Raw genomic sequence first — 25545 nt, forward strand, 5'->3', positions numbered from 1 at the left:
ATCAGGGGCAGCGCCAGCCTTTTTCACAATTGGGTTTGGCGGCGGGCAGCCTTGAGGCCGCACTGCCCGTCATCGCCCTGCCGGGCGTTCGTCGTTCGAAAGCCAAGCAATTGGCTTTTCGTCCGCTGCGCGGACCACTCCTCACCCCAGACAAACAAAAAGGCGGGATAAATCCCGCCTTCCCATTTTCGGTAGCCTGATCGGGAGCGTCTGGTCCGGGCTGGCAGCTATCTGCTGATCCAGCTTGTCGGGTCTTTCCGCTCCGGCGCGCTTCTCGCGCGACTGTCAGTACATCCGTGACTTGCCGCGCGCCCCGGGCTCTCGCCCGGCGCGCGCCATTCGCAAAATCAGGCTGCCTTGCTCAGAGATCCAGCGGACGACTTGCCAGTGCGGCGGTCCTGCTCGATCTCGAAGTTGATCTTCTGGCCTTCGACCAGGGTCGACAGTCCAGCACGCTCGACAGCGGAGATGTGGACGAAAACGTCCGCGCCGCCCGCGTCAGGCTGGATGAAGCCGAAGCCCTTGGTGGCGTTGAACCACTTGACCGTTCCAGTTGCCATTTAGATAGTCCTTCACATTTGCTTTAGATTGACCGGACCGAGGTCCAGCCGGTGTGTATCGAGATTTTGGAGATAGACGTCAGCAAACGCGAATATCGCGAGGCCCGGATCGATCGGCCGAAATATCAATGGGACGCATATAGTCTGCTTTCGCACGAAAAACAAGACTGCGTGAGAAAGCCGTGATCAAAAGGCCGCCCAATGGCCGCCCCAATCGCGTGAGAGCGTCGCAACAGGATCGGGCCCTCGCGCGCTCCATCCGCTCGCTTGGGAGAGGGGAGAGGATCATGAAAACCATTCTACTTGCCGCCTGCCTGACGCTGGTGGCCGCCGAGGCGCAGGCGATCTCGCGCTACGATCCGACGCATATGAGCTGCGGCAAGGTCCAGTCGACGATCGCGCGCCATGGCGCCGTCATCCTGCGCTACCAGTCGACCCGGGTGCCGGGCCTGCCGCTTTACGACCGCTATGTGCAAAGCCAGCAATTCTGTACCATGGGCGAGGTGAGGACACGCGCCTACGTGCCGAGCGCCGACACGAAGTCCTGTCCGGTCTACAACTGCAAGCGGCCGGACAATGATCGGCATTTCCGCCGGCGGTTCTTCCACAACAACTAGAGCCATTCCAGGAAAAGTGTGAAGCGGGTTTCCGTCCGGTGCGCCTCGTTCAAAACCCGAAGGAAACCTGCGCCGGCGGTGGCGGACCGACGCGCACCCCTTCCATGGCCAGCATCTTCTCCTTGGTGTTCGAGCCGCCGGGTGCCGAGAAGCCGCCGATCTTGCCGCCGGCGGCAAGAATGCGATGGCAAGGGATGACCAGCGGCACCGGATTGGCGCCAAGGGCAGCACCGGTTTCGCGCGGCAGACCGCCATGGCCGGCGCGTTTGGCCAACTCGCCATAGGTGGTGGTTTCGCCATAGCCCAGCTTTCGCGCCGCGTCGTAGATGGCGAGGCGGAAGTCGTCGACGCCGTCGAGATCGACCGGCACGCCGGTGAAGTCGACGTCCTCGCCGGCCGTATAGGCCTTGATCGCGGCGATCAGCTCGACGACCCATGGCGGCTGCGCTGTGGAGGCGGAAACGCCGCCATGGCGCAGCAGGCGCCGCTCGACCGCATCGCGGCTGCTTTCGGGCAGGCAGAGCCGGATCAGGCCCTTTTCACTCCAGGCGATGCCCATGAAACCGATCACTGTTTCTAACACTGTGTGGCCGGCTGTGATCGAAGGTGTCGTTTCCATGATGCGCTCCTTTCCGCAAAGTGGCGAAAACCGGGACTCGACCCGGTACATATCCAGAACAATATGGCATCAGGCCTCAAGTCCCGCCACCCGAAAACCACCTGATGGCCCCGATTGCCGGTCATGAATCGCTGGTGTAAGGGATTTCTTAACAACCGGACAAATCGGACCCGAGCGCGGCTTGCCAGCAAAACACACTCTTATCGCGATCGGCGTGATCCTGGCCGCCGCCAGCGTCAGTGGTTGCACGTCGACCTCGCAGATGAAGTCCGCGCCTGCCCTGACCGAAACCGCGACCGCCGCCGGCGCTGATGCCGGCTTCACCATACCGCTGCCTGAGACGGTTTCGGTGCTACCAGAATCGTCGGGGATCGCACCTGCTCAGACGGCTGAATTGACGCCCGGCCCGACCACGCCGGCACTCGATCCCGCCGTCCAGCCGGCTGCAGCGACCGCGGCCTTTGCCGGATCGACCCCGGCAGCGCCGGCAGTGCCCGCCGTCATGACCGCCAATGCCTGGCAGGCGCCCCCGCCGGCGAATGCGAGTGAGCCGATCAAGGCGGCCGAGACCTATACGACCGCCAGGCTCATCATGCCGGCGACCGCCAAGGGCGACCGGAAAGTCGTGCCCGATGTGCAGCAGGTCGCCTATGTCGTGCCGCAGAATCCGGCTGCCCTTGTCCAGTTCCCCATGGCGCCCGTGCAAGAAGAGCACGCGCCGGGCGTGCGCGGCGATGTCGAGCGGCTGATCGAGAAATATGCCGCACTCTACCAGGTGCCGGTCGACCTGGTACGTCATGTCGTCAACGCGAGAGCACCTTCAACCCGAAAGCCTACAACAACGGCCACTGGGGCCTGATGCAGATCAAGCACGCGACGGCGCGCGGCATGGGCTATGACGGACCGGCCAGGGGCCTGTTCGACGCCGAGACCAATTTGAAATACGCGGTCAAATATCTGCGCGGCGCATGGCTTGTGGCCGGCGGCAACGCCAAGCGCGCCGACTGGCTCTATCAGACCGGCTATTATTTCGACGCCAAGCGCAAGGGCCTGCTCGAAGCGACCGGCCTCGGCCACGACCGCCAGCGCCGCCTGCAGCCCGACGCCTGAGCGCGATGCCTGAACCGCGCCCGCCGGCTCTGAACGACATCCGGCTGCGCAAGATCCTCGACGAGACCTTGGTTCTTCCGCACTGGCCGGAGGGGTTTGTCATGCGCTGCTTCGAGCCCGGTGACGCGTCGGCGCTGCATGCGCTTTTGACCGAAGTGTTCGACGACGGCGCCGATGGCCCGTTCGAGGACTGGTGGCCGCGTATATCAGGCGATCCTGAATTCGATCCGGCGCTCTGTTTCCTCGTCATCGACGTCAAGGGCCGGCTTGCCGCAGCGGCGCTGTGCTGGACCTCGGCCTTCGTCAAGGACCTCGCGGTCCACCCCGAGGCGCGGGGCAAGGGCATTGCCGAGGCGCTGATGTGGCACGCCTTCAGCGCCTTTCGCGATCGCGGCGCTGATTATGTCGACCTCAAGACCAACACGGTCGAGAACCCTGCCGCCGTCCGGCTCTACGAGCGGCTGGGGATGAAGCCTGTGGCCTGGGAAGGCTAGGCTGCGTGGGTCGGCTGATCGCCGGTCATGCCGATCATCAGGAATGGAATGGCTTGCGTTGGGAACCCAAAGCGCCGCTCCGCATTCAATGCAGGGTGGGGTCTGACAAGCTGCCGGCGCGTGGGAAGTCTCCCGTTGCCAGTTGCAAAGGGAGATCCACCGCCATGAAGCTTTTTCACGCATTCCTGGCGCTTTCGGTTGCCGCCATGCTGGCTGGCACGCAGGCGCGGGCTGCCGACCTGTCGATCGTGTCGGGGGACACCGGCAACGGCATCAAGGTGCTTCGCGAGATCCTCGACCGCTACGAGAAGGAGAGCGGCAACAAGGTCACCATCGTCGTCATGCCGCCGTCGACGACGGACCAGTTCGGCCAGTACAGGCTGTGGCTTGCCGCCGGAAACAGCGACATCGACGTCTACCAGACCGATGTCATATGGGCGCCGCAGCTCGCCAGCCAACTCGTCGACCTGACCGCAGCAACCAAGGACATCGTCGGCGCGCATTTCCCGTCGATCATCCAGTCGCAGACCGTCAACGGCAAGCTCGTCGCCTTGCCGATCTTCACCGATGCGCCGGCGCTCTATTACCGCAAGGATCTCCTCGACAAATACGGCGCCAAGGTGCCAGCCACCTGGAAGGAGCTGGCCGACACCGCCAAGCTGGTGATGGACAAGGAGCGTGCGGCGGGCAACCAGGATATCTGGGGCTTCGTCTTTCAGGGCAACGCCTATGAGGGACTGACCTGCGACGCGCTCGAATGGGTGGTGTCGAATGGCGGCGGCCAGATCATCGAACCGGACGGCACCATCTCCATCAACAATCCGCAAGCGGCGGCCGCGCTCGACATGGCCAAGGGATGGGTTGGAACCATTTCGCCTCCCGGCGTACTCGCTTACCAGGAAGAGGAATCGCGCGGAGTCTGGCAGACCGGCAACGCGGTCTTTATGCGCAACTGGCCCTATGCCTATGCGCTCGGCAACGGCGAAGGCTCGCCGATCAAGGGCAAGTTCGACGTGGCGCCTCTGCCTGCGGGCATGGGCGAAGGCGCCCGGCCGACCGCGACACTGGGCGGCTGGAACCTTGCGGTGTCTAAATATTCGAAGAACCCGGAAGCGGCGATCGAGTTGGTCAAGTTCATCGCCTCGCCCGAGATGCAGAAGTACCGGACGCTGAAGACGTCCAACCTGCCGACCATCCAGGCGCTCTATGACGATGCCGACATCGCCCGGGAACAGCCGATCATTCCGCGCTGGAAGCAGGTCTTCCTCAACGCGGTGCCGCGCCCGTCGGCCGCGGTCAAGATCAAGTACAACGAGGCGTCGAGCCAGTTCTGGAACGCCGTCCACAAGACCATGTCGGGGGAAGGCAGCGCCGCCGACAATCTGGCCGATCTCGAAGTTTCGCTGACCAAGCTGAAGGGCAGCGCCTGGTGACTCTACAGCGGCCAAGCCGGCCGAGCCATCCAAGCCAGCAGGAGGCAAGAGCCAGCGGGTCTGCGATGGCAAGAGCGGAACCGGCGCTTGACACTGCCGCGGTCCGGCGCCCGCCCTCGCGGCTGATGCGCCAGCGTGTGCGCTCGGCATGGCTGTTCCTGGCGCCGATGCTGCTGGTGCTCGCTGCCGTCGCCGGTTGGCCGCTCGCCCGCACGGTCTATTTCAGCTTCACCGACGCCTCGCTGGCCGACCTCGACACGCGCCAATGGGTCGGCTTCGCCAATTATTTCTCGGTGCTGCGCATGCCGAGCGGCCGGACCCTCTATGACGGACTGCTCGTCGACCCTGTCTGGTGGCGCGCCGTCTGGAACACGGTGCGTTTCACGGTGATTTCGGTGACCTGCGAGACGATCCTCGGCATGATCGTTGCCCTGGTTCTCAATGCCGAGTTCGCTGGCCGCGGCATCGTCAGGGCGGCAATCCTCATCCCTTGGGCCATCCCGACGATCGTCTCGGCGAAGATGTGGCAGTGGATGCTCAACGACCAGTTCGGCATCATCAATGTCGTGTTGCTCAACCTCGGCCTGATCAGCGGCAAGATCGCCTGGACGGCCAGCGCCGACACCGCGATGGCGGCCGTCCTCATCGTCGATATCTGGAAGACGACACCGTTCATGGCGCTGCTCATCCTCGCCGCGCTGCAGATGCTGCCGGGCGAGATCATCGAGGTGGCGAAGCTCGACGGCGCCAACCCGAGGCAGATTTTCTGGAGGGTGACCTTGCCGCTCATCCGCCCGGCGGTGATGGTGGCGGTGATCTTCCGCGCCCTCGATGCCCTGCGCATCTTCGACCTGATCTATGTGCTGACGCCCAACAATGTGCACACCAAATCGATGTCGGTGTTCGCCCGCGAGAACCTGTTCGAGTTCGACAAGTTCGCTTATGGCTCCGCCGCCTCGACCTTGCTCTTCCTGATCCTCGCTTTGCTCACCATTGTCACCATCCGGATCGGCCGGATAAGCCTGGACGGAGGCCGCTGACATGTGGATCCTGAAGCGCACGGCCTTTTACCTGCTGGTCGGGGGGATCGTCTTCGTCGCGGTGTTCCCGTTCTACTACGCCATTGTCACCAGCCTGAAATCAGGAACCGACCTCTTCCGGACCGATCTCTGGCCGACGACGGTCAGTCTCGCCAACTACAGGAACGTGCTGACCGAAGGCACCTTCGTGCGCAACCTGATGAATTCGCTGTTCGTCTCGGGCGCGGTCGTCGTCCTCTCGCTGTTTCTCGGCGTCACCGCCGCCTATGCGCTCGCACGCATTCGCTTTCGCGGCCGCTCGGCCCTGCTGTTCACCATCCTGTCGGTGTCGATGTTCCCGCAAGTGGCGGTGCTGGCCGGGCTGTTCGAACTGATCCGGACGTTCGGCCTCTACAATTCGCTCTTCGCGCTGATCTTTTCCTACATGATTTTCACTTTGCCATTCACCGTCTGGGTGCTCACCACCTTCGTCCGCGACCTGCCGATCGAGGTCGAGGAGGCGGCGATCCTCGACGGCGCGACGCCGTGGATCATCATAACGCGGGTCTTCCTGCCGCTGATGTGGCCGGCGCTGGTGACCACCGGGCTGCTGGCCTTCATCGGTGCGTGGAACGAGTTCCTCTTTGCCTTGACATTCACCTCCAACAACGCACAGCGGACCGTGCCGGTGGCAATCGCGCTGCTCTCCGGCAACTCGCAGTTCGAGATACCATGGGGCAACATAATGGCCGCATCGGTGATCGTCACGGTGCCGTTGGTGGTGCTGGTCCTGATCTTCCAGCGCAAGATCGTCTCCGGCCTCACCGCCGGCGGGGTCAAGGGGTGAGGACGAAGCCGATCAATCGACAACGATTTGTCGATTGAAGCGACGAACGATGAAACCCCGATCTGCCCTTCGGGCGGATTGAAACGTCCAGTGGACGTTTCAAAGGCTTTGAACGCCGGAAGGGCAGGGAGCCATAGCGGAGGCCGAGCCGATCACTCAGATGTCCGGCGCGTTGCCGATCTTCCGCTTGAGGTCCAGCGCCCAGGCGCGGCCTTCGTCGCCGCCCCACAGCAGCCAGGCGATATAGCCGGCCGACGGGTTTTGCTCGTTGCCGTAATTCCTGCCGCGCTTGTCGACCTCGTGGCGGGCGAAATAGCTGACCATGCGGCGGATGGTGGAGGGTGAGAGCTTGTGCCGGTTCTTCAGTTCGGTGGCGCGGGCCACGCCGATCTCGGTGCCGCCACGGCCGAATTCTGTGCGCAGCCTGAGGCCCTTGGCGGCATTGTCGGCCACCACTTGCGGGCAGCGCAGGTTGATCTCGTCGCCATCGTCGTCGTGCATTTGGTCCCCCCAGATCCGCCGGCTTATCCTGTGGTGAGAATGCTGGAAAGTCAGGGAGGTTCCGCTGCGAGAAAGTCGTTTGGCCGTTCGCAGAAATGTCGGAGCCGATCGCCGCCAAACGTCCTTGGGTCGCAGAGCAACCGCGCCGGGACGCCGGCGCCGCGACCGAAGGAGCCGATCATGATCACCTTTCCCAACGAATCCGCCAAATACCGCACCGCCCGCGAAAAACTGCTGCAGAAGGAAATAGGGCTGCGCCGCGCCATGGAAGAGGTTGCGGTTGCGCGCCGCGCGCTGCCGCCCGGCGGGCTGGTGCCGCAGGACTATGAGTTCGACGCGCTGGGACCGGACGGCAAGCCGGCGAAGGCAAAGCTGTCGGAGCTGTTTGCGCCGGGCAGGGATACCCTCATCCTCTACAACATGATGTTTCCCCGCCACCCGCGGGAGACGCGCGACGTGGCGACCAGCGGCGGCACGGCGAAGCTCGCACGGCCGGACCAGCCATGTCCATCCTGCACGGCGCTGCTCGACCAATTCGACAGCGCGGTCGGCCATCTCGAAGCCGCGGGCTTCAATTTCGCCGTGGTGGCGAAAACCGCGCTCGAGAACCTGGTCACGCTCGGCCGCGACCGCGGCTGGCGCAACATGCGGCTGGTGTCGTCGGCCAACAACGGCTTCAAGCGCGACTACAATGCCGAGACGGCCGACGGCGCACAGTCGCCGCTGCTGTCGGTGTTCCATCGCGACGCCGACGGCATCCGCCATTTCTGGAGTTCCGAACTGGATTTCGCGCCAACGGACCCAGGCCAGGATCCGCGTGGCGTCGGCACCTGCGAGACGCTGTGGAACCTGATGGATTTCACACCCGAGGGCCGGCCGAACTGGCACGAGCAGCTGCAATATGGCGAGGCGTGCTGTCACTAGGAGGGCTTGCCTTCAGGCGTCGCCGAGTTGGAGCACGCCTTACCCGAAGATCAGCGCTCTACAGCGCCGTAGAGCACCACGGCAGGCGCTTCATCGCTCCGCGATGAACTACAATGTCGGCACAACCCGAGGAAGCACCGATGCCCAAGATCGATCTGTCAGCCGTGCCCGTCCGCAAGGGCTCCGGCTACCCCGCGCCTTTCGATCAACCCTGCGCCGGCCGCACGCGGCGGCGGCTGGGCGATGCTGGCGGGCTCACCGATTTCGGCGTCAATTTGATGACCTTGCCGCCCGGCGGCTGGTCCAGCCAGCGCCACTGGCACAGCCGTGAGGACGAGTTCGTCACCGTGCTGGAAGGCGAACTGACGCTGGTCGAGGACGGCGGCGAGACGCTGCTCAAGGCAGGCGACTGCGCGACCTTCGCCAAAAACAGCGGCAACGGCCATCACCTGATCAACCGGTCGTCCACGACGGCGCTCTATCTGGAGGTCGGCTCGCGCAACCCCGACGATGTCATCACATGCTCCGACATCGACATGACGAGCCCGAGCGCCGACGGTCGTTTCCTGCACAAGGATGGCACGCCCTATCCAGATCAAAGCTGAGCGTGCTCAGGTCGTCCTGATCTGCTCGACCGCGGTCACCAGCAGTTCTTCCATAGCGGCGCGTATCTGAGAATCTGACTGGTCGACGCCTGCCGCATCGAAATCGGCGCGTACCTTGCGGAACACGTCGTTGTCGCCTGCCTCTTCGAAGTCCGCGTGCACCACTTCTTTCGCATAGGCGTCGGCGTCCGCACCGGATCTGCCGAGCTTTTCGGCGGCCCACAGGCCGAGCAGCTTGTTACGCCGCGCCATCGCCCTGAACTTCGTTTCCTCGTCCATCGCAAACTTCTTTTCGAAGCCTTCCTGACGGTCTCTCATGCTGCTCATGGTTTGCCTCGTTCAGATGGGAGTCCGGTCTTCAGCCTGGGAGAAGAGCGGCCAGCGGAGGCGAGAGTGGCGCGCATGGATGTCATTAGCAAGGCCGGATCGTTCATGCCGGTGATCGAGCGGGCGCCTGCGGTGCCGGTCTTTCGTCCGATGTGATTTGACGTTGCCGCGCCGTGTCCTAGTCTCGGATGCCTGCTGGATGAACCGAGGAGACGAGTGATGCAGTCACCTTTCAACGGGATTCGCAGCGTCGCGCTGGCAGCGGCCGTGATGCTAGCCGCCGGCACCGCAGCCTATGCCCATCATGGCTGGTCGTGGACGCAGGACGGGTTTTTCGAACTCAGGGGCAAGATCACGGCCATCTATATCGGCAATCCGCACGCCACGCTGGATGTCGATGCGGAGGGAGAGGCCTGGCGGGTAGAGATGGCGCCGCCGCCCCGCACGATCGCCGCCGGCTTCACCGAGGAGGTTGCCAAGGTCGGCGACGAGGTGACCGCGATCGGCAACCGTTCGCTCGACGCGACCGAAAAGCGCATGAAAGCGGTCCGTGTCATCGTCAAGGGGAAGACGTATGATGTCTATCCCGACCGTGTGCCACCGGCCTGAATGGCTGAGTTCCTCGCCGGCATCGAGCAACTCACCTTCGCGCGGTGGCTGAAGGCCTCCTTCGTCGCCTATCCCATAGTCAATGGGCTCCACATCATGTCGATCGGCGCGTTGCTGACCAGCGTCGTTCTCATGGACCTCAGGATCTGCGGCGCCTTCCGCTCGCTGCCGCACGCGGCGTTCGTTGCGCTGCTGCGCCGTACCGCATTGGGTGTGTTCGCAGGTGCGCTTGTCACAGGCTCGCTGCTCTTTTCAGTCAAGGCGAGTACATATGCGGCGATGCCGATTTTCCTCGCCAAGATGGCACTCATCCTTCTTGCCGGCGTCAACTTCCTCGCCTTCCTGCGCGTCTGCCGCGCAACAGGCGGTGACGAGCCGACAGGCGAGACCGCCGCCATCCTGGCTGTGTTCTCGATGCTGCTGTGGACCTCGGTGCTTTTCGCCGGACGGTTCATCGGTTTTCTCTAGAGCCCGTTCCATCCCGATGGAATCGGGATGGGGCTCTATGTCCTTGTTTGACCATGATCTCATCCGAAATCCGGCTCCCACTTTTCGGGATCATGGTCTGGTTAAACCGAGCATCGGCACTGGCCTTCCCAAGGCAGGCGGATAAGCTCCCTGCAAAATGCAGGAGAGGGAGGTTGCCATGAAGAAGGAAATCGTCGAAGTGCCGGTGCTGTCGGCGGCTGTGCGTGCCTTGGGCGTGCCGCTGTCGCTGGTGACCAAGGCCGCCGGGCTGGTCTTCGTGTCCGGCACGCCGCCGCTCGATATCTTGACCGGCAGACTGGTCAAGGGCGACATCGAAACGCAGACCGAGGCGTCGCTGACGGCGCTGAAACATTGCCTGGAGGCGGCCGGCACCTCGCTCGACAATGTGGTGATGGTGCGCATCTATGCCGTCAATTCCGGCTTCTACAACGCCATCAACCGCGTCTATGCCAGGCATTTTCCCGAGAATCCGCCGTCGCGGACCTTCGTGCCGGTGGCGTCATGGCCGATGGAGTTCGATATCGAGATCGAGTGTGTCGCGGTGGCGTGAGCTGAGCCGGCCTGGACCATGGCTCGGCTCTGGCGTTCGGCCGGCGGCGCGATAAGCTCCCTGTAAACAAAGGGAGGATTGCCAATGAAGAAGGAAGTCATCGAAGTGCCGGTCATGTCGGCCAAGGTGCGGGCGCTTGGCCTGCCCTGTTCGACAGCGGTGAAGGCCAACGGCTTCGTGTTCATCTCGGCGACGCCGCCGGTGGACATGGTGACCGGCGAGATGGTGCGCGGCGACATCGAAACGCAGACCGATGCCTCGCTGAAGGCGCTGAAACATTGCCTGGAGGCGGCCGGTACCTCGCTGGACAACGTGGTGATGGTGCGCATCTACGCAGTCAATTCCGGCTTCTACAACGCGCGATCAACCGGGTTTACGCCAAGTACTTCAGCGTCAACCCGCCGGCGCGCAGCTTCGTGCCGGTGGCGTCATGGCCGATGGAGTTCGATATCGAGATCGAGTGTGTGGCGGTGGCGTGAGCCAGCGCCACACATTTACGGGTTAGACAGGGGCCGGCTGTGCCCTCCCGCCGTTACAAGCCCAGAACTTAGTCGCTTGATATTCTCCCAAAAGTAGCGGGCACAAAGTTAAGCAAAATACTCTTGCAGAGGCCTGACCTCGAGGCTCCCCGCCTTCAGCGCCGCAATCGCCTCCGCCACCGCAGCCGCACCCGACAGCGTCGTGTAATACGGCACCTTCTGCATCAGGGTGGCGCGGCGCAGTGATTTCGAGTCCGAAACCGCCTTCTGGCCGTCCGTGGTGTTGAAGACGATCTGGACCTGGCGGTTGCGGATGGCGTCCTCGATGTGGGGGCGGCCTTCCAGCACCTTGTTGATCTTCTCGGCGACGACGTCGTTTTCGGCGAGGAAGCGGGCTGTACCCGAGGTTGCCATCACCTTGAAGCCGAGGCCGGCCAGGCGCTTGACGGCCGGCAATATGCCTTTCTTGTCTTCGTCGCGCACCGAGACGAACAGCGTGCCGGAGCGCGGCAGGTCGACGCCGGCGCCCAACTGGCTCTTGGCGAAGGCGAGCGCGAAGTCGCGGTCGAGGCCCATGACCTCGCCGGTCGAGCGCATTTCCGGGCCGAGCAAGATGTCGACGCCGGGGAAACGGGCAAAGGGGAACACCGCTTCCTTGACCGCGATGTGGCCGGGGTTCCTGGGGTCGGGCATGGCGCCGTAATGGGCGAAGGCGTCTTCCAGCGTCTCGCCGGCCATGATGCGGGCGGCGATCTTCGCTATCGGCCGCCCGATGGTCTTGGCGACGAACGGCACGGTACGCGACGCACGCGGATTGACCTCAAGCACATAGACCGTCCCGTCCTTGATCGCGTACTGCACGTTCATCAGGCCGCCGACATTGAGCGCGCGGGCGAGTGCCGCTGTCTGGCGTTCCAGCTCGTCGACCAACTCCGAAGGCAGCGAATGCACCGGCAGCGAGCAGGCACTGTCGCCCGAATGGATGCCGGCCTCCTCGATGTGCTCCAATATGCCGGAGACGAAGGTCGCCTTGCCGTCACACAGGCAATCGACATCGACCTCGATGGCGCCCGAGAGATAGGTGTCGAACAGCAGCGGGTTCTTGCCCAGCAGCGTGTTGATCTGGCCGGTTTTGTCGTTGGGGTATTTCTGCTTGATGTCCTCCGGCACCAGGCCCGGCACGGTGTCGAGCAGGTAGGATTGCAGCATGCCCTCGTCGTGGATGATCTGCATGGCGCGGCCGCCCAGCACATAGGACGGGCGCACCACCAGCGGGAAGCCGAGCTCGCCAGCGACGAGGCGCGCCTGCTCGACTGAGTAGGCGATGCCGTTCTTCGGCTGGGTCAGGCCGAGCTTGTGCAACAGCTTCTGGAAGCGGTCGCGGTCTTCGGCCAGATCGATCATGTCGGGCGAAGTGCCGAGGATCGGGATGCCGGCCTTCTCCAGTGCATCGGCCAGCTTCAGCGGCGTCTGGCCGCCGAACTGGACGATGACGCCGACCAGTTCGCCCGAGGCCTGCTCGGCGCGCAGGATCTCCAGCACGTCTTCCGCCGTCAGCGGCTCGAAATAGAGCCGATCCGAGGTGTCGTAGTCGGTCGACACGGTCTCCGGGTTGCAGTTGATCATGATCGCTTCGTAGCCGGCGTCGCGCAGCGCGAAGGCGGCGTGGCAGCAGCAATAGTCGAACTCGATGCCCTGGCCGATGCGGTTCGGGCCGCCGCCGAGGATGACGACTTTTTTGCGCGACGAGACCTGCGCCTCGTTGGCCAGCGCACCGGCGAACGGCACTTCATAGGTCGAGTACATGTAGGCGGTGGGCGAGGCGAACTCGGCCGCACAGGTGTCGATGCGTTTGTAGACCGGGTGAACGTCGAGCTTTTCGCGGACCTTCTGGATCACCTCGGTGTCGCTCTTGGTCAGCGAAGCGAGGCGGGCGTCAGAAAAGCCCATCGCCTTCAGCGTGCGCAGATTGACCGCGTCCTCAGGGATGCCGTGCTCGCGGATGCGGGCTTCCATGGCGACGATGCCGGCGATCTGCTCGAGGAACCACGGGTCGATCTTGCACATGGCGTGCACGTCTTCCAGCGAGGTGCCCATGCGGATCGCCTGCGCGACCATGCGGAGCCGGTCGGGAGTCGGCGTGCCCAATGCTGCGCGGATGGCGTTGCGGTCGTCGGCATGGTTGGCGGGCGCAGTCCCATGGCCAAGGCCGGGGATCTCGATCTCGTCCAATCCGGTGAGGCCGGTTTCAAGTCCACGCAAAGCCTTCTGCAAGGATTCCTGGAAAGTGCGGCCGATGGCCATGACTTCGCCGACCGACTTCATGGCGGTGGTCAGCACCGGCTCGGCGCCGGGGAATTTCTCGAAGGCAAAACGCGGGATCTTGGTGACGACGTAATCGATCGACGGCTCGAAGGACGCCGGCGTGGCGCCGCCGGTGATGTCGTTCTCCAGCTCGTCCAGCGTGTAGCCGACGGCGAGTTTGGCTGCGATCTTGGCTATGGGGAAACCGGTCGCCTTGGAGGCCAGGGCGGAGGAGCGCGAGACGCGCGGGTTCATCTCGATGACGACGAGGCGGCCATCGGCCGGGTTGACGGCGAACTGCACGTTGGAGCCGCCGGTCTCGACGCCGATCTCGCGCAGCACCGCGATCGAGGCGTTGCGCATCATCTGGTATTCTTTGTCGGTCAGCGTCAGGGCAGGGGCGACGGTGATCGAGTCGCCGGTGTGCACGCCCATCGGGTCGATGTTCTCGATCGAGCAGACGATGATGCAATTGTCCGCCTTGTCGCGGACAACCTCCATCTCATACTCCTTCCAGCCGAGCACGCTTTCCTCGATCAGCACTTCGGTGGTCGGCGAGGCGTCGAGGCCGGACTGGACGATCTCGTAGAATTCGGCGCGGTTGTAGGCGATGCCGCCGCCGGTGCCGCCCATGGTGAAGGACGGGCGGATGATGGCTGGCAGGCCGACATGGTCGAGCGCCTGGGCGGCGATCGCCATCGCATGGCTGATGTAGCGCTGCTTGCGATCGCCTTCGCCGAGGTTCCAGCGGGTTTCCAGCGCGTCGAGCGCGGCGTCGAGATCGGCCGGGGCCTCGGCCTTGACGGCGGCGCGCTCGGCCTCATGCGTCTTGCGGTCGGTGTTCTTGACGTCGGTGGCGTTGGCCAGCATCGACTTCGGCGTTTCGAGCCCGATCTTCTTCATCGCCTCGCGAAACAGCGCGCGGTCCTCGGCCTTGTCGATCGCATGCGCATCGGCGCCGATCATCTCGACATTGTAGCGGTCGAGCACGCCCATGCGGCGCAGCGACAAAGCGGTGTTGAGCGCGGTCTGGCCGCCCATGGTCGGCAGCAGCGCGTCGGGTCGCTCCTTGGCGATGATCTTGGCGACGACTTCAGGCGTGATCGGCTCGATGTAGGTGGCGTCGGCCAGTTCCGGGTCGGTCATGATGGTGGCCGGATTGGAATTGACCAGGATGACGCGGAAGCCCTCTTCCTTCAGCGCCTTGCAGGCCTGGGTGCCGGAATAATCGAACTCGCAGGCCTGGCCGATGACAATGGGGCCGGCCCCGATGATCAGGATCGACTTGATGTCGGTGCGTCTTGGCATGGCGAAGTTCCGTTCGGCGGGCGGCTTGCACAAAAAACCGGGACGGGAAGACCCGGCCGGTTGTGCTCGCGATTCTGGTATCAGGCTAGGAGGGCCTTATAGGGAAGAGTTTGCCCGATGTAACCCCGAAAATGAGGGGAGTAGGCAGTAGGCAATGGGCAGTTGGGGGAGGTTTCAGCGCCCAATGCCTATTCCCTACTGCCTGCTGCCTGAAACCTAATCCCCCAGCGCCAGCCGATCGGTGATCTCGAAGCGTTCGGAGACGCCGACACGGATCATGTTCAGGCTGCCTTCGCGGGTGAAGCGGAAGTCGCTGCGCGCGTCGGAGCCGGCGGGCTGGCCGGCGACGAAGGAGATGACGCGGGTGCCGCCGTCGGGCCAGGTGACCGTGACGTCTGCATTGTCGCTGCCCTTGTGCACGACGCTGACCTCGCAACGCGTCATCGGTTCGCCGACATAACGGGCGCACGGAATTTCATTGGCGGCATGGCCGGACGGCGGTTCCAGCCGCGCGACGGTCTGGGAGTCAGGTGGCGGGGCAGTGGATGCCCAGGCCGCGACCGGCTCTTCGATCTCGCCGGTCGTCGGGTTTTCCTGCGCAGCGAAGGCCAGGCCGTAGGCATCCTGCATGGCCGTCCGGCCGATTTCGGCGGCTGATTTCTGCGTGCGTTCTGCTCCAGCCACCGGACCGGCGCCACCCAGACGCGCCGCCAGGTCGGACGGCGGTGCGCTCGGCGCCGATGCCTGCTCGGCCTCGTTGCCGTTGCCACTGGAGGCGACCCCCGGTCCGTCGGCCGGTCTTGCCTGGCCTTCGACATAGGGGGCCGGATTGAGGGGGGTGAGGTAGCGCGCCGGCGCCCATCCGCTCAACTTCTCCTTGCCAGTGCTCTCGACCATGCACCATTTGTGGCCGTTGATGTCATTGCAGCCGAGATTGGTGACGCTGGCGCCGCCGGCCAGGCGCGCTTCGACCTTGCCGGTCGGCGATGCGGTCGTGCGGACATTGAGAAGATCGTCCGGCGCCAGGCCGGTGACGATGGAAATGACGAGATCCGGCGCCTCTTCGGCAACGGCTGGCCATTCCGCCATCAACAGCGGAACGGCAATCAGCGCATGCAGGGTTGTTCGGAGCGTGACTGTGCGCCTCATCGTTTGGCCGTGCCCTGATACTCAAAGACACCGTGCACGCTGCGGGTCGAGCCCGCCGCATGCCCGGCCGGTTTTATAGGGGACGACGCGCTGCCATGTAAGCCCGAAAATTCGACCGCCGTTTCGTCTGTGAGCCAGTTCAGCCGGCCGGCATGAACCCCGTCCTGAGCGCGTGGGCCCATTCCGGTCGGCCCGCCTGTTCGGCCTGTCTGGCCGCCGCCTCATGGTCGTAGTCGACGGCGATAGCCTCGAAACGGTCGGGCTGTTCCGCACTGCCCAGGGTGACGATGCCATAGCGCGCATGCGGCGAGCCCTGCTCGGAGACATGCGCCGACGGCGTCGAATCGTCATAGGCGGGGCAGCCGATGCTGCCGGGATTGAAGATGACGGGACCATCGGGGATGCGGATCAGCTCTGCCCGATGGCTGTGGCCGCACAGCGCGATGCGGCAGGCCGGGTCGAGCGCCTTCAGCCGCCGCCGGATCGCCGCCAGCGGCGCGCGCACCAATTGGCCATCGACGATCGCATCGAGCAGATATTTCTCGTCATGGTCGGGGCGGGCGTGGAAGGCGATCACGCCGGGTGCGATCTTGAGCGTCAGCGGCTGGGCGAACAGCACCTCGAGCTGCGGCTGCGTCAGCCGTTCCTGCGCGTAGACGTCGGAAGCCCACATGGTCTCGTCGGCCGGATCACGGGCGACACGGCGGTCGTGATTGCCGCGCACCGTCGGCAGGTTGAGGGCTTGCAGCCGTTCCATCGTCTCGCGCGGCCACAGCGGACCGGAAACGCTGTCGCCGAGATTGACGGTCAGGTCGGCGCCGCCGCGCTGCCGAAGATCGTCAAGCACGGCGTCCAGCGCCAGCACATTGCCGTGGATATCGGCGAGGACGGCAATGCGCATTTTTGTGGCTCCGGTGGTGAGGCAACGTTTCTCAAGCGAGGGCGGGGAAACAGCCTCAGGCGGGGATTTCGAGGTCGTGGCCACCGACCGCCGGCAGCGCCGGCTCAGCGCCGGCCGCGGCGATAACGCTGTCGAGCAGGCCGGGGAAGCGGGCGTCGAGGTCGGCGCGGCGGAGAGTGATCATCCGGTTGGTGCCGACCACTTCGGCGCGGGTGACGCCGGCCTCGCGCAGTTTGGCGAGGTGGTAGCTGAGATTGGTCTTCGAGCCGAGATCGAGGAACTGGCTGCAGTTCAGCGGCACGCCTTCCTTGCTTGCGAGATAGCGCACGATGGCGAGCCGGGTCGGGTCGCCGAGTACGCCGAGCACGATCGGCAGGCTGATCTGGTCGGTATTGGGGTGGGGCAAGGTCATGGCTGGAACCTAAGCACAGTTCGGGCCGATTTCAACGCATCCATCCCGCCGTGGCCCCGCACACTGGTCTCCGTTTCATGATCCGTGCCGACCGACCGTGCTGACACAGGGCTGTCAGGAGGGTTCAGCTATTTTTCCCTGGCTTCATTGACATCATGCCCTGTTATGTCCAATTGTTCAATAACTTTTGAACTAAGGACACCGCCCCATGGACAAGCGCCTCTTCTGGCTTGCGCTCGGATCGTTCACGATCTCGACCGAAGGCTTCGTCATCTCCAGTCTTCTGCCCGACATCGCGGCGGATGCCGGCATCTCCATTCCACTCGCCGGCACGCTGATCACCGCCTTCGCGCTCGCCTATGCAATCGGCACGCCGATCCTGGCGACGCTGACCGGCGAATGGGACCGGCGCCGCGTCATCCTGTGGACGCTGGTGTTCTTCGTCATCGGCAACATCGCCGCCGCCCTCAGCTCCTCCTTCGAGCTTCTGCTGATCGCGCGCATCGTCATGGCGCTGTCGTCGGGGCTGTTCGCGGCGACCGCGCAGGGAACCGCCGTGGCGCTGGTCGATGACCACCACCGGGCCCGCGCCATCGCCGTCGTCGTCGGCGGCACCACGGTGGCCGTCGCCGTCGGTGCGCCGCTCGGCGCGCTGGTGGCGGCCTTCGCCGGCTGGCGCGGCACCTTCTACGCTATTGCCGGCCTCGGCGCGCTTGCCGGCGCCATCTTGTGGTACCGGCTGCCGCGCGGCATCGTCGGCACCAGGCTGCCGCTGAAGCGCAGGCTGGCGGCAGCCATGCGTCCCGGAGTGATGCCGATCCTTCTGACGACATTGCTGGCGCTGACCGGCGCCTTCACCGTCTTTGCCTATGTCGCGCCGCTGGCCATCGAGGGCGGCGGGCTCAGCCAGATCGCGCTGCCCGGCATGCTGCTCGCCTTCGGTGTCGGCGCTGTGATCGGCAACATTGCCGGCGGCCAGGCCGCCGACCGTTTCGGCGCGACCCGCACCGTCGGCTGGTCGCTGGCGCTGAGCGCCGCCATGCTGGTCATGCTGTCGGTCATCCCGACCTTCCTGCCGCCACATATTGCCGGGCCGGCGCTGATGGCGATGATGGTGCCGTGGGGCATAGTCGGCTGGGCGTTCCCGCCGGCGCAGGCCAGCCGCATCATCAAGCTGGCGCCCGATGCCGCTCCGATCGTGCTGTCGCTCAACGGTTCGGCGCTCTATCTCGGCGTGGCGTTGGGCGCCGTGGTCGGTGGTGCCGTGCTGCGCTACGGCGCGCCGGCCGATCTCGGCCTGGTCGCCGCAGCCTTCCCGCTGATCGGGCTTGGCATCGTGCTGGCCGGCCGCTGGGCGGCGCGGCCGATCGCCATGCCTGCCGAGTAGAGTCTGTCTAGAATCGTCGGCCGGCTATTTCTTTGACGCAATTCCGGACGGAAACCGTTTCACACTTTTCCTGGAATTGCCCTAGGTGGCCGGCGGCAAATCAAAATCCAGCGCGGCGATGTCATCCAGCACCGCGCGCAGCTTTGCCGCCTGTTCCTTGCCGACCACGTCCTCGAAGCGCTGCTGGGCGACGTGCCACAGTTTCATCGCCTCATCGAGCTTGACCAGACCCCGCGGCGTCAGCCGCACGCGCTTGATGCGGCGGTCGTCGGGATCGGAAAAGGTCTCGACATAGCCGTCGCGGATCAGCGGCTTCAGCGTATGGCCGAGCGCCGACAGATCCATGATCAGCGACGCCGCAATGGCGCCCATCGCCGGCTCGTTGCCGATATGGATCTGATAGAGCAGGCCTTGCTGCGTGGCTTTCAGGCCCGAGGGCGCCATCACATCATCATAGAACTGGCCAAGCTTGCGCGCCGCGCGACGCAGCATGGCGTTGTTGCAGAGAGTCAGGCCGGGCAAGGTGTCTTTTGACATTTTTTCTCTCGGCGACGGCTGCATCACGCCCGACCGCTGCCCCTCAAATAATCCCCGTTCCGATCATTGACAAGATAGTGGCATATACCTATTTCATTAATGGTGGTATATACCACTAAATGAAATCGGATGGCTTTGCCGCAAGGCGAGGGCGGTTGCCCACGGTTGCCGGCGGCCAGATTGAAGCGCAGCAAATCGGTCGAAGAAGGAACAGGACAATGAGTGGACAGAGCAACAAGGGTACGGCGGTCGTCACCGGTGCTTCGGCAGGCATCGGCGCGGTCTATGCCGACCGGCTGGCAGGGCAGGGTTATGATCTGGTGCTGGTGGCGCGGCGCGCCGACCGCCTGGAGGAACTGGCGGAGAAGCTGCGCTATGCCTATGGCCGCAAGGTCAGCGTGATCAGCGCCGATCTCGCCGACGACAATGACATCCGCCGCGTCGAGCAGGCGATCGCCGCCGACGACAGCGTGACGCTGCTGGTCAACAATGCCGGCATAGGCGGCCAGCAGGTGGTGGCGACCGCCGATGCCGATGCGGCCGAGCGCATGATCAAGGTCAATGTCATTGCCTTGACGCGGCTGACCCGTGCCGTGCTGCCGGGGCTGGTGGCGCGCAACCGTGGCGCCATCGTCAACATCGCCTCGGTGCTTGCCTTCGACACTTCGTTCGGCGGCATCTACAGCGGCACCAAGGCCTATGTCGTCAACTTCACCGAACCCCTGCAGCGCGAAGTCGCTGATACCGGGGTGAAGGTGCAGGTCGTGCTGCCGGGCGCGACCCGGACCGATTTCTGGGAGCTCGCCGGCAGCGATATCGACACCCTTCCGCAGGAGATCGTCATGACGGCCGACGATCTGGTCGATGCCGCACTTGTCGGCCTGGCCAAGGGCGAAGCCGTCACCGTGCCGGGGCTTGCCGACGCCGCCAAGCTGGACACTTTCCTCGGTGCGCGGCAAGCCTTCTTCGGCAGCCTGCATGCCGACAAGCCGGCGACCCGCTACGCGGCTTGATGAGAGCGTGGCGGTTGGCTCTAGGCCGACCGCCACATCGGAATGATCGAGGCGGCGAGCACCAGCGCCAGCACGATGTTGAGCGCGCGCCATTGCCACTCGGTCTTGAGCAGCCGGGCAAGCAGCATACCGGCCACGCACCACAGCGACAGCGAGGCAGCCGCCGCCAGGCCAAAGGTGGCGCCGAGCAGCAGTGCGAGTTGCATCGGGCCGGTGGCCAAGGCCGCGAAAGAGGCCGCGGCGCCCAGCCCCATGGCCCAGCCCTTTGGGTTCATCCATTGAATGCCGGCGCCGCCGAGGAAGCTGTTCGGTCTGGCCATGGTCACATCCAGGTTGGGCGGTCCGCTGCGGCCGATCTTCATCGCCAGCCAGACGAGATAGAGCGAGCCGATGACCTTCATCGCCAGTTGCAGCGAGGGCACCGCAAGCAGCAGGCCGGCGAGCCCGGCGGCGGCAGCGCCGGTCACGGTGGCGAGGCCAGCGGCGCTGCCGACCAGCAAAGGCACGGAGCGGCGAAAGCCGAACTGCGCGCCGGACGCCGTCGACAGGGTCGTGGCGATGCCGGGCGTGGTGGTGGCGACGATTGCAAACAGGATGAGGGGGATGATGGGCTCGAGCATGCGGCTATCCTAGCCACGCGCCGACTTCAGTAAATGCAATGTTTGCCATAGTTTGCATTAGCAAGTATAATGCAACCATGATCCGAAATCTCGACATGGCGCTGATCCGCACGTTCGTCACCGTCGCCGACAAGGCCAGCATGACGGCGGCAGCCAATGCCCTGCATCTGACGCAAGGTGCGGTCAGCCAGCAGGTCAAGCGGCTGGAGGAGGCGCTCGGCTCGAGCCTGTTCGAGCGCGACCGGCGCGGCCTGCGGCTGACGCGCGCCGGCGAGCGGCTGTTCGGCAAGGGCAAGCGGCTGCTTGGCCTCAATGACGAGATCTGGACCGAAATGGCGGGCACCCCGGTGGCCGGCCAGGTGCGGCTCGGCGTGCCCTACGACCTTGTCGGCACCTTGCTGGCGCCGGTGCTGAAGACCTATGCCGAGACCTATCCGCAGGTCGAGATATCGCTGGTCTGCGCCTCGTCGCCGGAATTGGCAGCTGCCCTTGCAGGTGGAACCATCGACCTTGCGGTGATCGAGGAACGGGTCGGCCCGACGGCGGGCGAGTGCCTTGCTATCGACCGGCTGGTCTGGGTCGGCGCGAAAGGCGGCGTCGCCCTCGCCAAGCGGCCGCTGCCGGTCTCGATCGTCGCCGACACCTGCGCCTTCCGGCCAGCGGTGCTGTCGGCGCTGAGCGAGCATGGGCTGGAATGGCGCACCGTGTTCGAGAACGGCAACATCGACGCGACGACAGCGACGGTGCGCTCGGATCTTGCCGTCACCACCTGGCTAGCGTCGACAGTGCCGCCCGATCTCGACATAGTGCCCCTGGATTCCGGACTGCCGCCGCTGCCGAATTTTGCCATCAACCTGCACCTGCCCATGCACGGCGTCGGGCCTGCGGCGCAGGAGTTCGCGCGCCATATCCGCGATGGGCTGGCGCGGCGGCCGCAGGCGGCTTGAGGATAGAACTGGGGTTCTGCTATTTCCAGTTCTTGCGCCGTTCGATCTCTGCCTCGGATGGCTTCTCCGGCGCAAACGACCCAACCTTGATCTCGCCGCCGCGCTCGTAGGTCGCCATGATGACACCGGTGCTCGAAGCCTGCGAGCGGGTCAGCTTGAGGGCGGAAGGCAGCGTGCCGTTGCCGAACAGCCGCTTGCCCTTGCCCAGAACCAGCGGGAAGATCAGCAGGCTGACCTCGTCGATCAGATCATTGGCCAGCAAGGTCTGGATCAGGTCGCTCGACCCCTGGATGAGCAGGTCGGGGCCGTCTTGCTGCTTGAGTTGGCGCAGTGTCGTCACGACATCGTCGCCCAGCGACTGGCTGTTGTTCCAGGTCAGCGTGTCGTGCCGGTGCGTCGCCACATATTTGGTGACGGCGTTGAAGCTTTCGGCGATCGGGTCGTTGTCCCGATACGGCCAGTGCGCGGCGAAGATGTCGTAGGTCTTGCGGCCGAGCAGCAGGTCGAAGGGCTTGCCGAAGGTCTCACCCATGAAGGCGCCCATGGCATCGTCCCAGTAGTGGAATGTCCAGCCGCCGAACTTGAAGCCGCCGACCGGATCCTCTTCCGGACCGCCGGGCGCCTGCATGACCCCGTCGAGGCTGACGAATGTCGCGGCGATGATCTTTCTCATTGTCCATGCTCCCGTTTCTTTCAATCCACGCCGTCGCGGCCGGACTTCAGCCCAAGGACGGGTGACCCGCAGTCCGTCCGACATCGCTTGCAAAATTTTGGCAAGCCCACGCTCGATGCGTCAACCGCGAGGCCTGGCATCGAGGCTGCGCGATGAGAACCAGACCTCGCCGAAGATGGCGGTGGCGGTGCGGTCCGGTGCCTTGTCGGATGTCAGCCAGATCGACCGGCTGCGCGCGGCCTGCTCGCGCGTCGGGATCTTCGCCGCATGGTCTGCAACCGAGGCGCCGACACATGGAATGAACCACGAGCGCATGAAGGGATCGCAGGCAAAGCCTCTTTCGGTCCGGGTCACGATCACCGCCAGCGGGACGCGCTCGGCCGGGCGCCACGGGAAGATCATGCGGCCGCCTGGCCGCAGCGCCTTCAGCCATCCCGCCGGCGGCGCGGCGACGCCGGCATTGACATAAATGATGTCGGACGGCGGCAGGGGCGTCGTCACGGCATCGCCGTGGACGACGGTTGCATTGCCATAGGCTTCGAGATTTTGTCGCGCGAGCACGGCCAGGTGCTTGTCCAGTTCGAAAGCGGTGACGGTACCGCCGGGCGAAACCAGCCTGGCCAGCACCGCGGTGTAGTAGCCGGTGCCGCCGCCGATGTGGCAAACGGCCTCGCCAGGTTTCGGCGCAAGCTTCCCGATCCACATGGCGTGCAGGAACGGTTCGCCATTGTTGATGCCCTTGGCGTCGTCGAGCGCCACCAGCACGTTCTGGTAGACGTGGGCCGGATCGGCACTCGGCGTTGTTATCCTGCCGTTGCCGGCGATGACCGTCCACGGCCCGGGGCCGAGGAACGCTTCGCGCGGCACCTCGGCGAACGCCGCCTCCAGGCGCGGATCAGGCGAGCCGGAATTGGCGGCCATCAGCCGCGCGTAGAACTTCCTGATGTCTTCGATCCCGGTCACGCGGGACAAGATAGTGCGGATTGCCGATTTGTCGCGGGACTATCTCTGGCCGGGGCAGTCGATTTTCGGGACTCAGCCGATCCCGAACATGGTATCGTAGAGCAGCTTGAAGTTAAGCACCAGGATGACCGCGGCGACCACCCAGGCCAGTACGGCGACGCCGCGCGGAATGGCGAGGTTGCCCATCTTCTTCTTGTCGGAGACGAACTGCACCAGCGGGACGACCGCGAAGGGCAACTGCATCGACAGGATGACCTGACTGAACACCAGCAACTGACCGGTGCCTTTTTCGCCATAGAGCGCGGTGACGATCACCACCGGGATGATGGCGAGGCCGCGTGTCAGAAGCCGGCGTGCCCAGTTGGGGATGCGCAGGCGCAGAAAGCCTTCCATGACGATCTGGCCGGCAAGCGTCGCCGTCACGGTCGAGTTGAGGCCCGAGGCGAGCAGCGCCACCGCAAACAGGATCGAGGCAATGCTGAGACCCAGCAGCGGCGACAGCAGCTCGAAGGCCTGGCCGATCTCGGCGACGTCCTGATGGCCGGTGTCATGGAAGGCGACCGCCGACACAATCAGGATCGAGGCGTTGACGAACAAGGCCAGCATCAGGGCGATGGTCGAGTCCGTCGTTGCCCATTTGATGGCGTCGCGCTTGCCCTTGTCGGTGCGTTCATAGGCGCGTGTCTGCACGATCGAGGAGTGCAGATAGAGATTGTGCGGCATGACGGTGGCGCCGATGATGCCGATGGCGATGTAGAGCATCGCCGGGTTGGTGATGATCTCGGATGACGGCACGAACATGGCATGCAGGATCGAGCCGGCCGGCGGGGCGGCGACGAAGATCTGGATGGCAAAGCAGCTGAAAATGATGATCAAAAGCGCTATGACGAAGGCCTCGAGGTAGCGAAAACCCTTGTTCATCAAGAGAAGCACCAGGAAGGCGTCGAGTGCAGTGAGCATGGCGCCGCCGATCAGCGGAATGCCGAACAGAAGCTGCAGCGCGATCGCCGTGCCGATGACTTCGGCCAGGTCGCAAGCAATGATGGCCAGCTCGCAGGCGATCCACAGCATGAAATTGACGGGGCGGGGATAGTAGGCGCGACAGGCCTGGGCGAGGTCGCGGCCGGTGGCGATGCCGAGGCGGGCGGCGAGCGCCTGCAGAAGGATCGCCATCAGGTTGGACAGCATGATAATGAACAGCAGCGTGTAGCCGAACTGCGCGCCACCAGCGAGGTCGGTCGCCCAGTTGCCCGGGTCCATATAGCCGACGGAGACCATGTAGCCGGGGCCCATGAAGGCGAACAGCCGGCGGAACCAGACGCCCGAACTCGGCACGCTGATGGAGGAATTGACCTCGCGCAGGCTGGGCTGATCGTCGTCCTCGGGCCTGGCGAACCGCCACGTGGATCGGGAGGCTGTGGCTTCGACTTCAGACATAAGGGGGGCTTTCCGCGAGACGTGCTGATGTTGTCTTAACGTATGCTATGGCTCAACATTATGCAATATGCTATATTTCATTGTCGGTGCTTTTTATTCGAGCTCCTGGTGATGGCACAACAGGAGCAACCGCAGACACCGGTTGCACCTGCGGGGGAATGCAAATAAACGGCCTGAAGAATCAGAGCCCGTGCTATGAATGCATGGACGGCAAAAGTCTCAGGAGGAGCGCGCATTGGCGCTGAAGAACAGACCGGTCCCGCGCGAGAAGCCGCTGCCTGACGCCGACGTCCATTCGGAAGGGTTCCGGCAGACGCGCGAAGCGCGCCGCAGCGCGCTGGTCGAGGACTATGTCGAGCTGATCGCCGACCTGATCGAGGACGGCAATGAGGCCCGCCAGGTCGATATCGCCGCACGGCTCGGCGTCGCCCAGCCGACGGTGGCCAAGATGCTGACCAGGCTGTGCGCCGATGGGCTGGTGTCGAGAAAGCCCTATCGCGGCGTGTTCCTGACCGATGCAGGCCGCAAGGTCGCGGTGGAGAGCCGCATCCGCCACCAGACGGTGGAAGCCTTTTTGCGTTCGCTCGGCGTCAGTGCCGAGACCGCGCGCATCGATGCGGAGGGCATCGAGCACCATGTCAGCGCCGAGACGCTGGAAGCGTTCCGCAAGGCGATGACGGCGGCACGCTGAGCCACGTCAGCTCCCGACCA

Annotated in this window: 29 protein-coding genes and 1 pseudogene; 17 read left to right on the forward strand and 13 right to left on the reverse strand. The window is 64.5% G+C overall.

Features of this window, described 5'->3' with window-relative positions:
• Window positions 1-347 precede the first annotated feature (347 nt).
• On the reverse strand, window positions 348-560 hold the full coding sequence (locus AC1RZR_RS13395) for a cold-shock protein (RefSeq protein WP_010910991.1): 213 nt from the start codon (window positions 558-560) through the stop codon (window positions 348-350).
• Window positions 561-847: 287 nt separating this feature from the next.
• Here AC1RZR_RS13395 and AC1RZR_RS13400 point away from each other — a divergent pair, with 287 nt between their 5' ends.
• Window positions 848-1177, forward strand: coding sequence for a hypothetical protein (locus AC1RZR_RS13400; RefSeq protein ID WP_379100676.1), 330 nt, complete (start codon window positions 848-850; stop codon window positions 1175-1177).
• 49 nt (window positions 1178-1226) lie between these two features.
• On the opposite strand, the gene AC1RZR_RS13405 is transcribed toward AC1RZR_RS13400, so the two are convergent.
• Complete coding sequence (locus AC1RZR_RS13405) at window positions 1227-1796, reverse strand: methylated-DNA--[protein]-cysteine S-methyltransferase (RefSeq protein ID WP_477270401.1); 570 nt, start codon at window positions 1794-1796, stop codon at window positions 1227-1229.
• A gap of 181 nt (window positions 1797-1977) precedes the next feature.
• Here AC1RZR_RS13405 and AC1RZR_RS13410 point away from each other — a divergent pair, with 181 nt between their 5' ends.
• From AC1RZR_RS13410 to AC1RZR_RS13435, 6 genes are all read left to right on the forward strand, one after another.
• On the forward strand, window positions 1978-2655 hold the full coding sequence (locus tag AC1RZR_RS13410; protein ID WP_481828600.1) for a lytic transglycosylase domain-containing protein: 678 nt from the start codon (window positions 1978-1980) through the stop codon (window positions 2653-2655).
• On the forward strand, window positions 2655-2906 hold the full coding sequence (locus tag AC1RZR_RS13415; protein WP_481828601.1) for a lysozyme family protein: 252 nt from the start codon (window positions 2655-2657) through the stop codon (window positions 2904-2906). Before AC1RZR_RS13410 ends, AC1RZR_RS13415 begins: the two co-directional genes overlap by 1 nt.
• A gap of 5 nt (window positions 2907-2911) precedes the next feature.
• Complete coding sequence (locus tag AC1RZR_RS13420) at window positions 2912-3400, forward strand: GNAT family N-acetyltransferase (RefSeq protein ID WP_477270405.1); 489 nt, start codon at window positions 2912-2914, stop codon at window positions 3398-3400.
• Window positions 3401-3564: 164 nt separating this feature from the next.
• Window positions 3565-4833, forward strand: coding sequence for an ABC transporter substrate-binding protein (locus tag AC1RZR_RS13425; protein ID WP_477270407.1), 1269 nt, complete (start codon window positions 3565-3567; stop codon window positions 4831-4833).
• A 65-nt stretch (window positions 4834-4898) separates the two neighbouring features.
• Window positions 4899-5873, forward strand: coding sequence for a carbohydrate ABC transporter permease (locus tag AC1RZR_RS13430; RefSeq protein ID WP_477270409.1), 975 nt, complete (start codon window positions 4899-4901; stop codon window positions 5871-5873).
• Window position 5874: 1 nt separating this feature from the next.
• On the forward strand, window positions 5875-6699 hold the full coding sequence (locus tag AC1RZR_RS13435) for a carbohydrate ABC transporter permease (protein ID WP_477270411.1): 825 nt from the start codon (window positions 5875-5877) through the stop codon (window positions 6697-6699).
• A 156-nt stretch (window positions 6700-6855) separates the two neighbouring features.
• Here the strand turns inward: AC1RZR_RS13435 and AC1RZR_RS13440 are convergent, their stop codons facing one another.
• On the reverse strand, window positions 6856-7200 hold the full coding sequence (locus tag AC1RZR_RS13440) for a hypothetical protein (protein WP_477270413.1): 345 nt from the start codon (window positions 7198-7200) through the stop codon (window positions 6856-6858).
• A gap of 180 nt (window positions 7201-7380) precedes the next feature.
• Between AC1RZR_RS13440 and AC1RZR_RS13445 the strand changes: the two genes are divergently transcribed.
• Window positions 7381-8124 carry a DUF899 family protein gene (locus AC1RZR_RS13445; protein WP_477270415.1) on the forward strand — a complete coding sequence of 248 codons (744 nt, stop codon included), beginning with the start codon at window positions 7381-7383 and terminating at the stop codon, window positions 8122-8124.
• A gap of 140 nt (window positions 8125-8264) precedes the next feature.
• Window positions 8265-8729, forward strand: a complete 465-nt coding sequence (locus AC1RZR_RS13450) for a cupin domain-containing protein (RefSeq protein WP_477270417.1) — start codon at window positions 8265-8267, stop codon at window positions 8727-8729.
• 6 nt (window positions 8730-8735) lie between these two features.
• Here the strand turns inward: AC1RZR_RS13450 and AC1RZR_RS13455 are convergent, their stop codons facing one another.
• Window positions 8736-9056 carry a DUF1476 domain-containing protein gene (locus AC1RZR_RS13455; protein WP_477270419.1) on the reverse strand — a complete coding sequence of 107 codons (321 nt, stop codon included), beginning with the start codon at window positions 9054-9056 and terminating at the stop codon, window positions 8736-8738.
• Window positions 9057-9275: 219 nt separating this feature from the next.
• Between AC1RZR_RS13455 and AC1RZR_RS13460 the strand changes: the two genes are divergently transcribed.
• The 4 genes and pseudogenes from AC1RZR_RS13460 to AC1RZR_RS13475 all read left to right on the forward strand — a co-directional run bounded on the left by AC1RZR_RS13460 (window position 9276) and on the right by AC1RZR_RS13475 (window position 11183).
• A complete protein-coding gene (locus AC1RZR_RS13460; protein ID WP_477270421.1) occupies window positions 9276-9665 on the forward strand; it encodes a DUF6152 family protein in 390 nt (129 codons plus the stop codon).
• Entirely contained in the window at window positions 9666-10133 is a 468-nt protein-coding gene (locus AC1RZR_RS13465; RefSeq protein ID WP_477270423.1) for a DUF6644 family protein, read from the forward strand.
• A gap of 178 nt (window positions 10134-10311) precedes the next feature.
• Window positions 10312-10704 carry a RidA family protein gene (locus AC1RZR_RS13470; protein ID WP_477270425.1) on the forward strand — a complete coding sequence of 131 codons (393 nt, stop codon included), beginning with the start codon at window positions 10312-10314 and terminating at the stop codon, window positions 10702-10704.
• An 84-nt stretch (window positions 10705-10788) separates the two neighbouring features.
• Window positions 10789-11183, forward strand: a pseudogene (locus AC1RZR_RS13475) (RidA family protein).
• Between the two features lie 108 nt (window positions 11184-11291).
• Here the strand turns inward: AC1RZR_RS13475 and carB are convergent.
• From carB to AC1RZR_RS13495, 4 genes are all read right to left on the reverse strand, one after another.
• A complete protein-coding gene (carB, locus tag AC1RZR_RS13480) occupies window positions 11292-14795 on the reverse strand; it encodes a carbamoyl-phosphate synthase large subunit (RefSeq protein ID WP_477270426.1) in 3504 nt (1167 codons plus the stop codon).
• A 216-nt stretch (window positions 14796-15011) separates the two neighbouring features.
• Window positions 15012-15944: an SH3 domain-containing protein gene (locus AC1RZR_RS13485; RefSeq protein ID WP_477270428.1), complete on the reverse strand. Its 933-nt coding sequence runs from the start codon at window positions 15942-15944 to the stop codon at window positions 15012-15014.
• A 139-nt stretch (window positions 15945-16083) separates the two neighbouring features.
• Window positions 16084-16845, reverse strand: coding sequence for a metallophosphoesterase family protein (locus AC1RZR_RS13490; RefSeq protein WP_481828602.1), 762 nt, complete (start codon window positions 16843-16845; stop codon window positions 16084-16086).
• Between the two features lie 55 nt (window positions 16846-16900).
• Window positions 16901-17257 carry an ArsR/SmtB family transcription factor gene (locus tag AC1RZR_RS13495; protein ID WP_379100639.1) on the reverse strand — a complete coding sequence of 119 codons (357 nt, stop codon included), beginning with the start codon at window positions 17255-17257 and terminating at the stop codon, window positions 16901-16903.
• 208 nt (window positions 17258-17465) lie between these two features.
• On the opposite strand from AC1RZR_RS13495, the gene AC1RZR_RS13500 reads away from it, so the two are divergent.
• Window positions 17466-18644: an MFS transporter gene (locus tag AC1RZR_RS13500; protein ID WP_477270433.1), complete on the forward strand. Its 1179-nt coding sequence runs from the start codon at window positions 17466-17468 to the stop codon at window positions 18642-18644.
• Window positions 18645-18725: 81 nt separating this feature from the next.
• On the opposite strand, the gene AC1RZR_RS13505 is transcribed toward AC1RZR_RS13500, so the two are convergent.
• Window positions 18726-19181 carry a MarR family winged helix-turn-helix transcriptional regulator gene (locus AC1RZR_RS13505; protein ID WP_477270435.1) on the reverse strand — a complete coding sequence of 152 codons (456 nt, stop codon included), beginning with the start codon at window positions 19179-19181 and terminating at the stop codon, window positions 18726-18728.
• A gap of 218 nt (window positions 19182-19399) precedes the next feature.
• Between AC1RZR_RS13505 and AC1RZR_RS13510 the strand changes: the two genes are divergently transcribed.
• Window positions 19400-20194 (forward strand): SDR family NAD(P)-dependent oxidoreductase, encoded by a 795-nt coding sequence (locus AC1RZR_RS13510; RefSeq protein ID WP_481828603.1) that lies wholly within the window; start codon window positions 19400-19402, stop codon window positions 20192-20194.
• Between the two features lie 20 nt (window positions 20195-20214).
• Here the strand turns inward: AC1RZR_RS13510 and AC1RZR_RS13515 are convergent, their stop codons facing one another.
• Window positions 20215-20814, reverse strand: coding sequence for a LysE family translocator (locus AC1RZR_RS13515; RefSeq protein ID WP_481828604.1), 600 nt, complete (start codon window positions 20812-20814; stop codon window positions 20215-20217).
• Between the two features lie 77 nt (window positions 20815-20891).
• Here AC1RZR_RS13515 and AC1RZR_RS13520 point away from each other — a divergent pair, with 77 nt between their 5' ends.
• The gene (locus AC1RZR_RS13520; RefSeq protein ID WP_477270441.1) at window positions 20892-21761 is read left to right on the forward strand and encodes a LysR family transcriptional regulator; all 870 of its coding nucleotides are present in this window, start codon (window positions 20892-20894) and stop codon (window positions 21759-21761) included.
• Window positions 21762-21780: 19 nt separating this feature from the next.
• On the opposite strand, the gene AC1RZR_RS13525 is transcribed toward AC1RZR_RS13520, so the two are convergent.
• The 3 genes from AC1RZR_RS13525 to AC1RZR_RS13535 form a co-directional block, all read right to left on the reverse strand.
• The gene (locus tag AC1RZR_RS13525) at window positions 21781-22434 is read right to left on the reverse strand and encodes a dihydrofolate reductase family protein (RefSeq protein ID WP_477270443.1); all 654 of its coding nucleotides are present in this window, start codon (window positions 22432-22434) and stop codon (window positions 21781-21783) included.
• A gap of 120 nt (window positions 22435-22554) precedes the next feature.
• A complete protein-coding gene (locus AC1RZR_RS13530; protein ID WP_477270951.1) occupies window positions 22555-23397 on the reverse strand; it encodes a protein-L-isoaspartate O-methyltransferase family protein in 843 nt (280 codons plus the stop codon).
• 72 nt (window positions 23398-23469) lie between these two features.
• A complete protein-coding gene (locus AC1RZR_RS13535) occupies window positions 23470-24834 on the reverse strand; it encodes an Nramp family divalent metal transporter (RefSeq protein WP_477270445.1) in 1365 nt (454 codons plus the stop codon).
• Between the two features lie 235 nt (window positions 24835-25069).
• Between AC1RZR_RS13535 and mntR the strand changes: the two genes are divergently transcribed.
• Complete coding sequence (gene mntR, locus AC1RZR_RS13540; RefSeq protein WP_379100619.1) at window positions 25070-25525, forward strand: manganese-binding transcriptional regulator MntR; 456 nt, start codon at window positions 25070-25072, stop codon at window positions 25523-25525.
• Window positions 25526-25545: the final 20 nt, after the last annotated feature.

It is taken from the genome of Mesorhizobium bavaricum, from assembly GCF_056781655.1.

Excerpts from the sequence above, each read along its gene's own strand:
- AC1RZR_RS13525 (WP_477270443.1), bottom strand. The coding sequence starts at position 22,434 with ATGAGAAAGATCATCGCCGCGACATTCGTCAGCCTCGACGGGGTCATG.
- AC1RZR_RS13430 (WP_477270409.1), top strand. The coding sequence starts at position 4,899 with ATGGCAAGAGCGGAACCGGCGCTTGACACTGCCGCGGTCCGGCGCCCG.
- carB (WP_477270426.1), bottom strand. The coding sequence starts at position 14,795 with ATGCCAAGACGCACCGACATCAAGTCGATCCTGATCATCGGGGCCGGC.
- AC1RZR_RS13510 (WP_481828603.1), top strand. The coding sequence starts at position 19,400 with ATGAGTGGACAGAGCAACAAGGGTACGGCGGTCGTCACCGGTGCTTCG.
- AC1RZR_RS13420 (WP_477270405.1), top strand. The coding sequence starts at position 2,912 with ATGCCTGAACCGCGCCCGCCGGCTCTGAACGACATCCGGCTGCGCAAG.
- AC1RZR_RS13470 (WP_477270425.1), top strand. The coding sequence starts at position 10,312 with ATGAAGAAGGAAATCGTCGAAGTGCCGGTGCTGTCGGCGGCTGTGCGT.
- AC1RZR_RS13460 (WP_477270421.1), top strand. The coding sequence starts at position 9,276 with ATGCAGTCACCTTTCAACGGGATTCGCAGCGTCGCGCTGGCAGCGGCC.
- AC1RZR_RS13425 (WP_477270407.1), top strand. The coding sequence starts at position 3,565 with ATGAAGCTTTTTCACGCATTCCTGGCGCTTTCGGTTGCCGCCATGCTG.
- AC1RZR_RS13465 (WP_477270423.1), top strand. The coding sequence starts at position 9,666 with ATGGCTGAGTTCCTCGCCGGCATCGAGCAACTCACCTTCGCGCGGTGG.
- AC1RZR_RS13505 (WP_477270435.1), bottom strand. The coding sequence starts at position 19,181 with ATGTCAAAAGACACCTTGCCCGGCCTGACTCTCTGCAACAACGCCATG.
- AC1RZR_RS13520 (WP_477270441.1), top strand. The coding sequence starts at position 20,892 with ATGATCCGAAATCTCGACATGGCGCTGATCCGCACGTTCGTCACCGTC.
- AC1RZR_RS13395 (WP_010910991.1), bottom strand. The coding sequence starts at position 560 with ATGGCAACTGGAACGGTCAAGTGGTTCAACGCCACCAAGGGCTTCGGC.
- AC1RZR_RS13495 (WP_379100639.1), bottom strand. The coding sequence starts at position 17,257 with ATGACCTTGCCCCACCCCAATACCGACCAGATCAGCCTGCCGATCGTG.
- AC1RZR_RS13515 (WP_481828604.1), bottom strand. The coding sequence starts at position 20,814 with ATGCTCGAGCCCATCATCCCCCTCATCCTGTTTGCAATCGTCGCCACC.
- AC1RZR_RS13450 (WP_477270417.1), top strand. The coding sequence starts at position 8,265 with ATGCCCAAGATCGATCTGTCAGCCGTGCCCGTCCGCAAGGGCTCCGGC.
- AC1RZR_RS13440 (WP_477270413.1), bottom strand. The coding sequence starts at position 7,200 with ATGCACGACGACGATGGCGACGAGATCAACCTGCGCTGCCCGCAAGTG.
- AC1RZR_RS13435 (WP_477270411.1), top strand. The coding sequence starts at position 5,875 with ATGTGGATCCTGAAGCGCACGGCCTTTTACCTGCTGGTCGGGGGGATC.
- AC1RZR_RS13490 (WP_481828602.1), bottom strand. The coding sequence starts at position 16,845 with ATGCGCATTGCCGTCCTCGCCGATATCCACGGCAATGTGCTGGCGCTG.
- AC1RZR_RS13535 (WP_477270445.1), bottom strand. The coding sequence starts at position 24,834 with ATGTCTGAAGTCGAAGCCACAGCCTCCCGATCCACGTGGCGGTTCGCC.
- AC1RZR_RS13405 (WP_477270401.1), bottom strand. The coding sequence starts at position 1,796 with ATGGAAACGACACCTTCGATCACAGCCGGCCACACAGTGTTAGAAACA.
- AC1RZR_RS13485 (WP_477270428.1), bottom strand. The coding sequence starts at position 15,944 with ATGAGGCGCACAGTCACGCTCCGAACAACCCTGCATGCGCTGATTGCC.
- AC1RZR_RS13445 (WP_477270415.1), top strand. The coding sequence starts at position 7,381 with ATGATCACCTTTCCCAACGAATCCGCCAAATACCGCACCGCCCGCGAA.
- AC1RZR_RS13455 (WP_477270419.1), bottom strand. The coding sequence starts at position 9,056 with ATGAGCAGCATGAGAGACCGTCAGGAAGGCTTCGAAAAGAAGTTTGCG.
- AC1RZR_RS13400 (WP_379100676.1), top strand. The coding sequence starts at position 848 with ATGAAAACCATTCTACTTGCCGCCTGCCTGACGCTGGTGGCCGCCGAG.
- AC1RZR_RS13415 (WP_481828601.1), top strand. The coding sequence starts at position 2,655 with ATGCAGATCAAGCACGCGACGGCGCGCGGCATGGGCTATGACGGACCG.
- AC1RZR_RS13500 (WP_477270433.1), top strand. The coding sequence starts at position 17,466 with ATGGACAAGCGCCTCTTCTGGCTTGCGCTCGGATCGTTCACGATCTCG.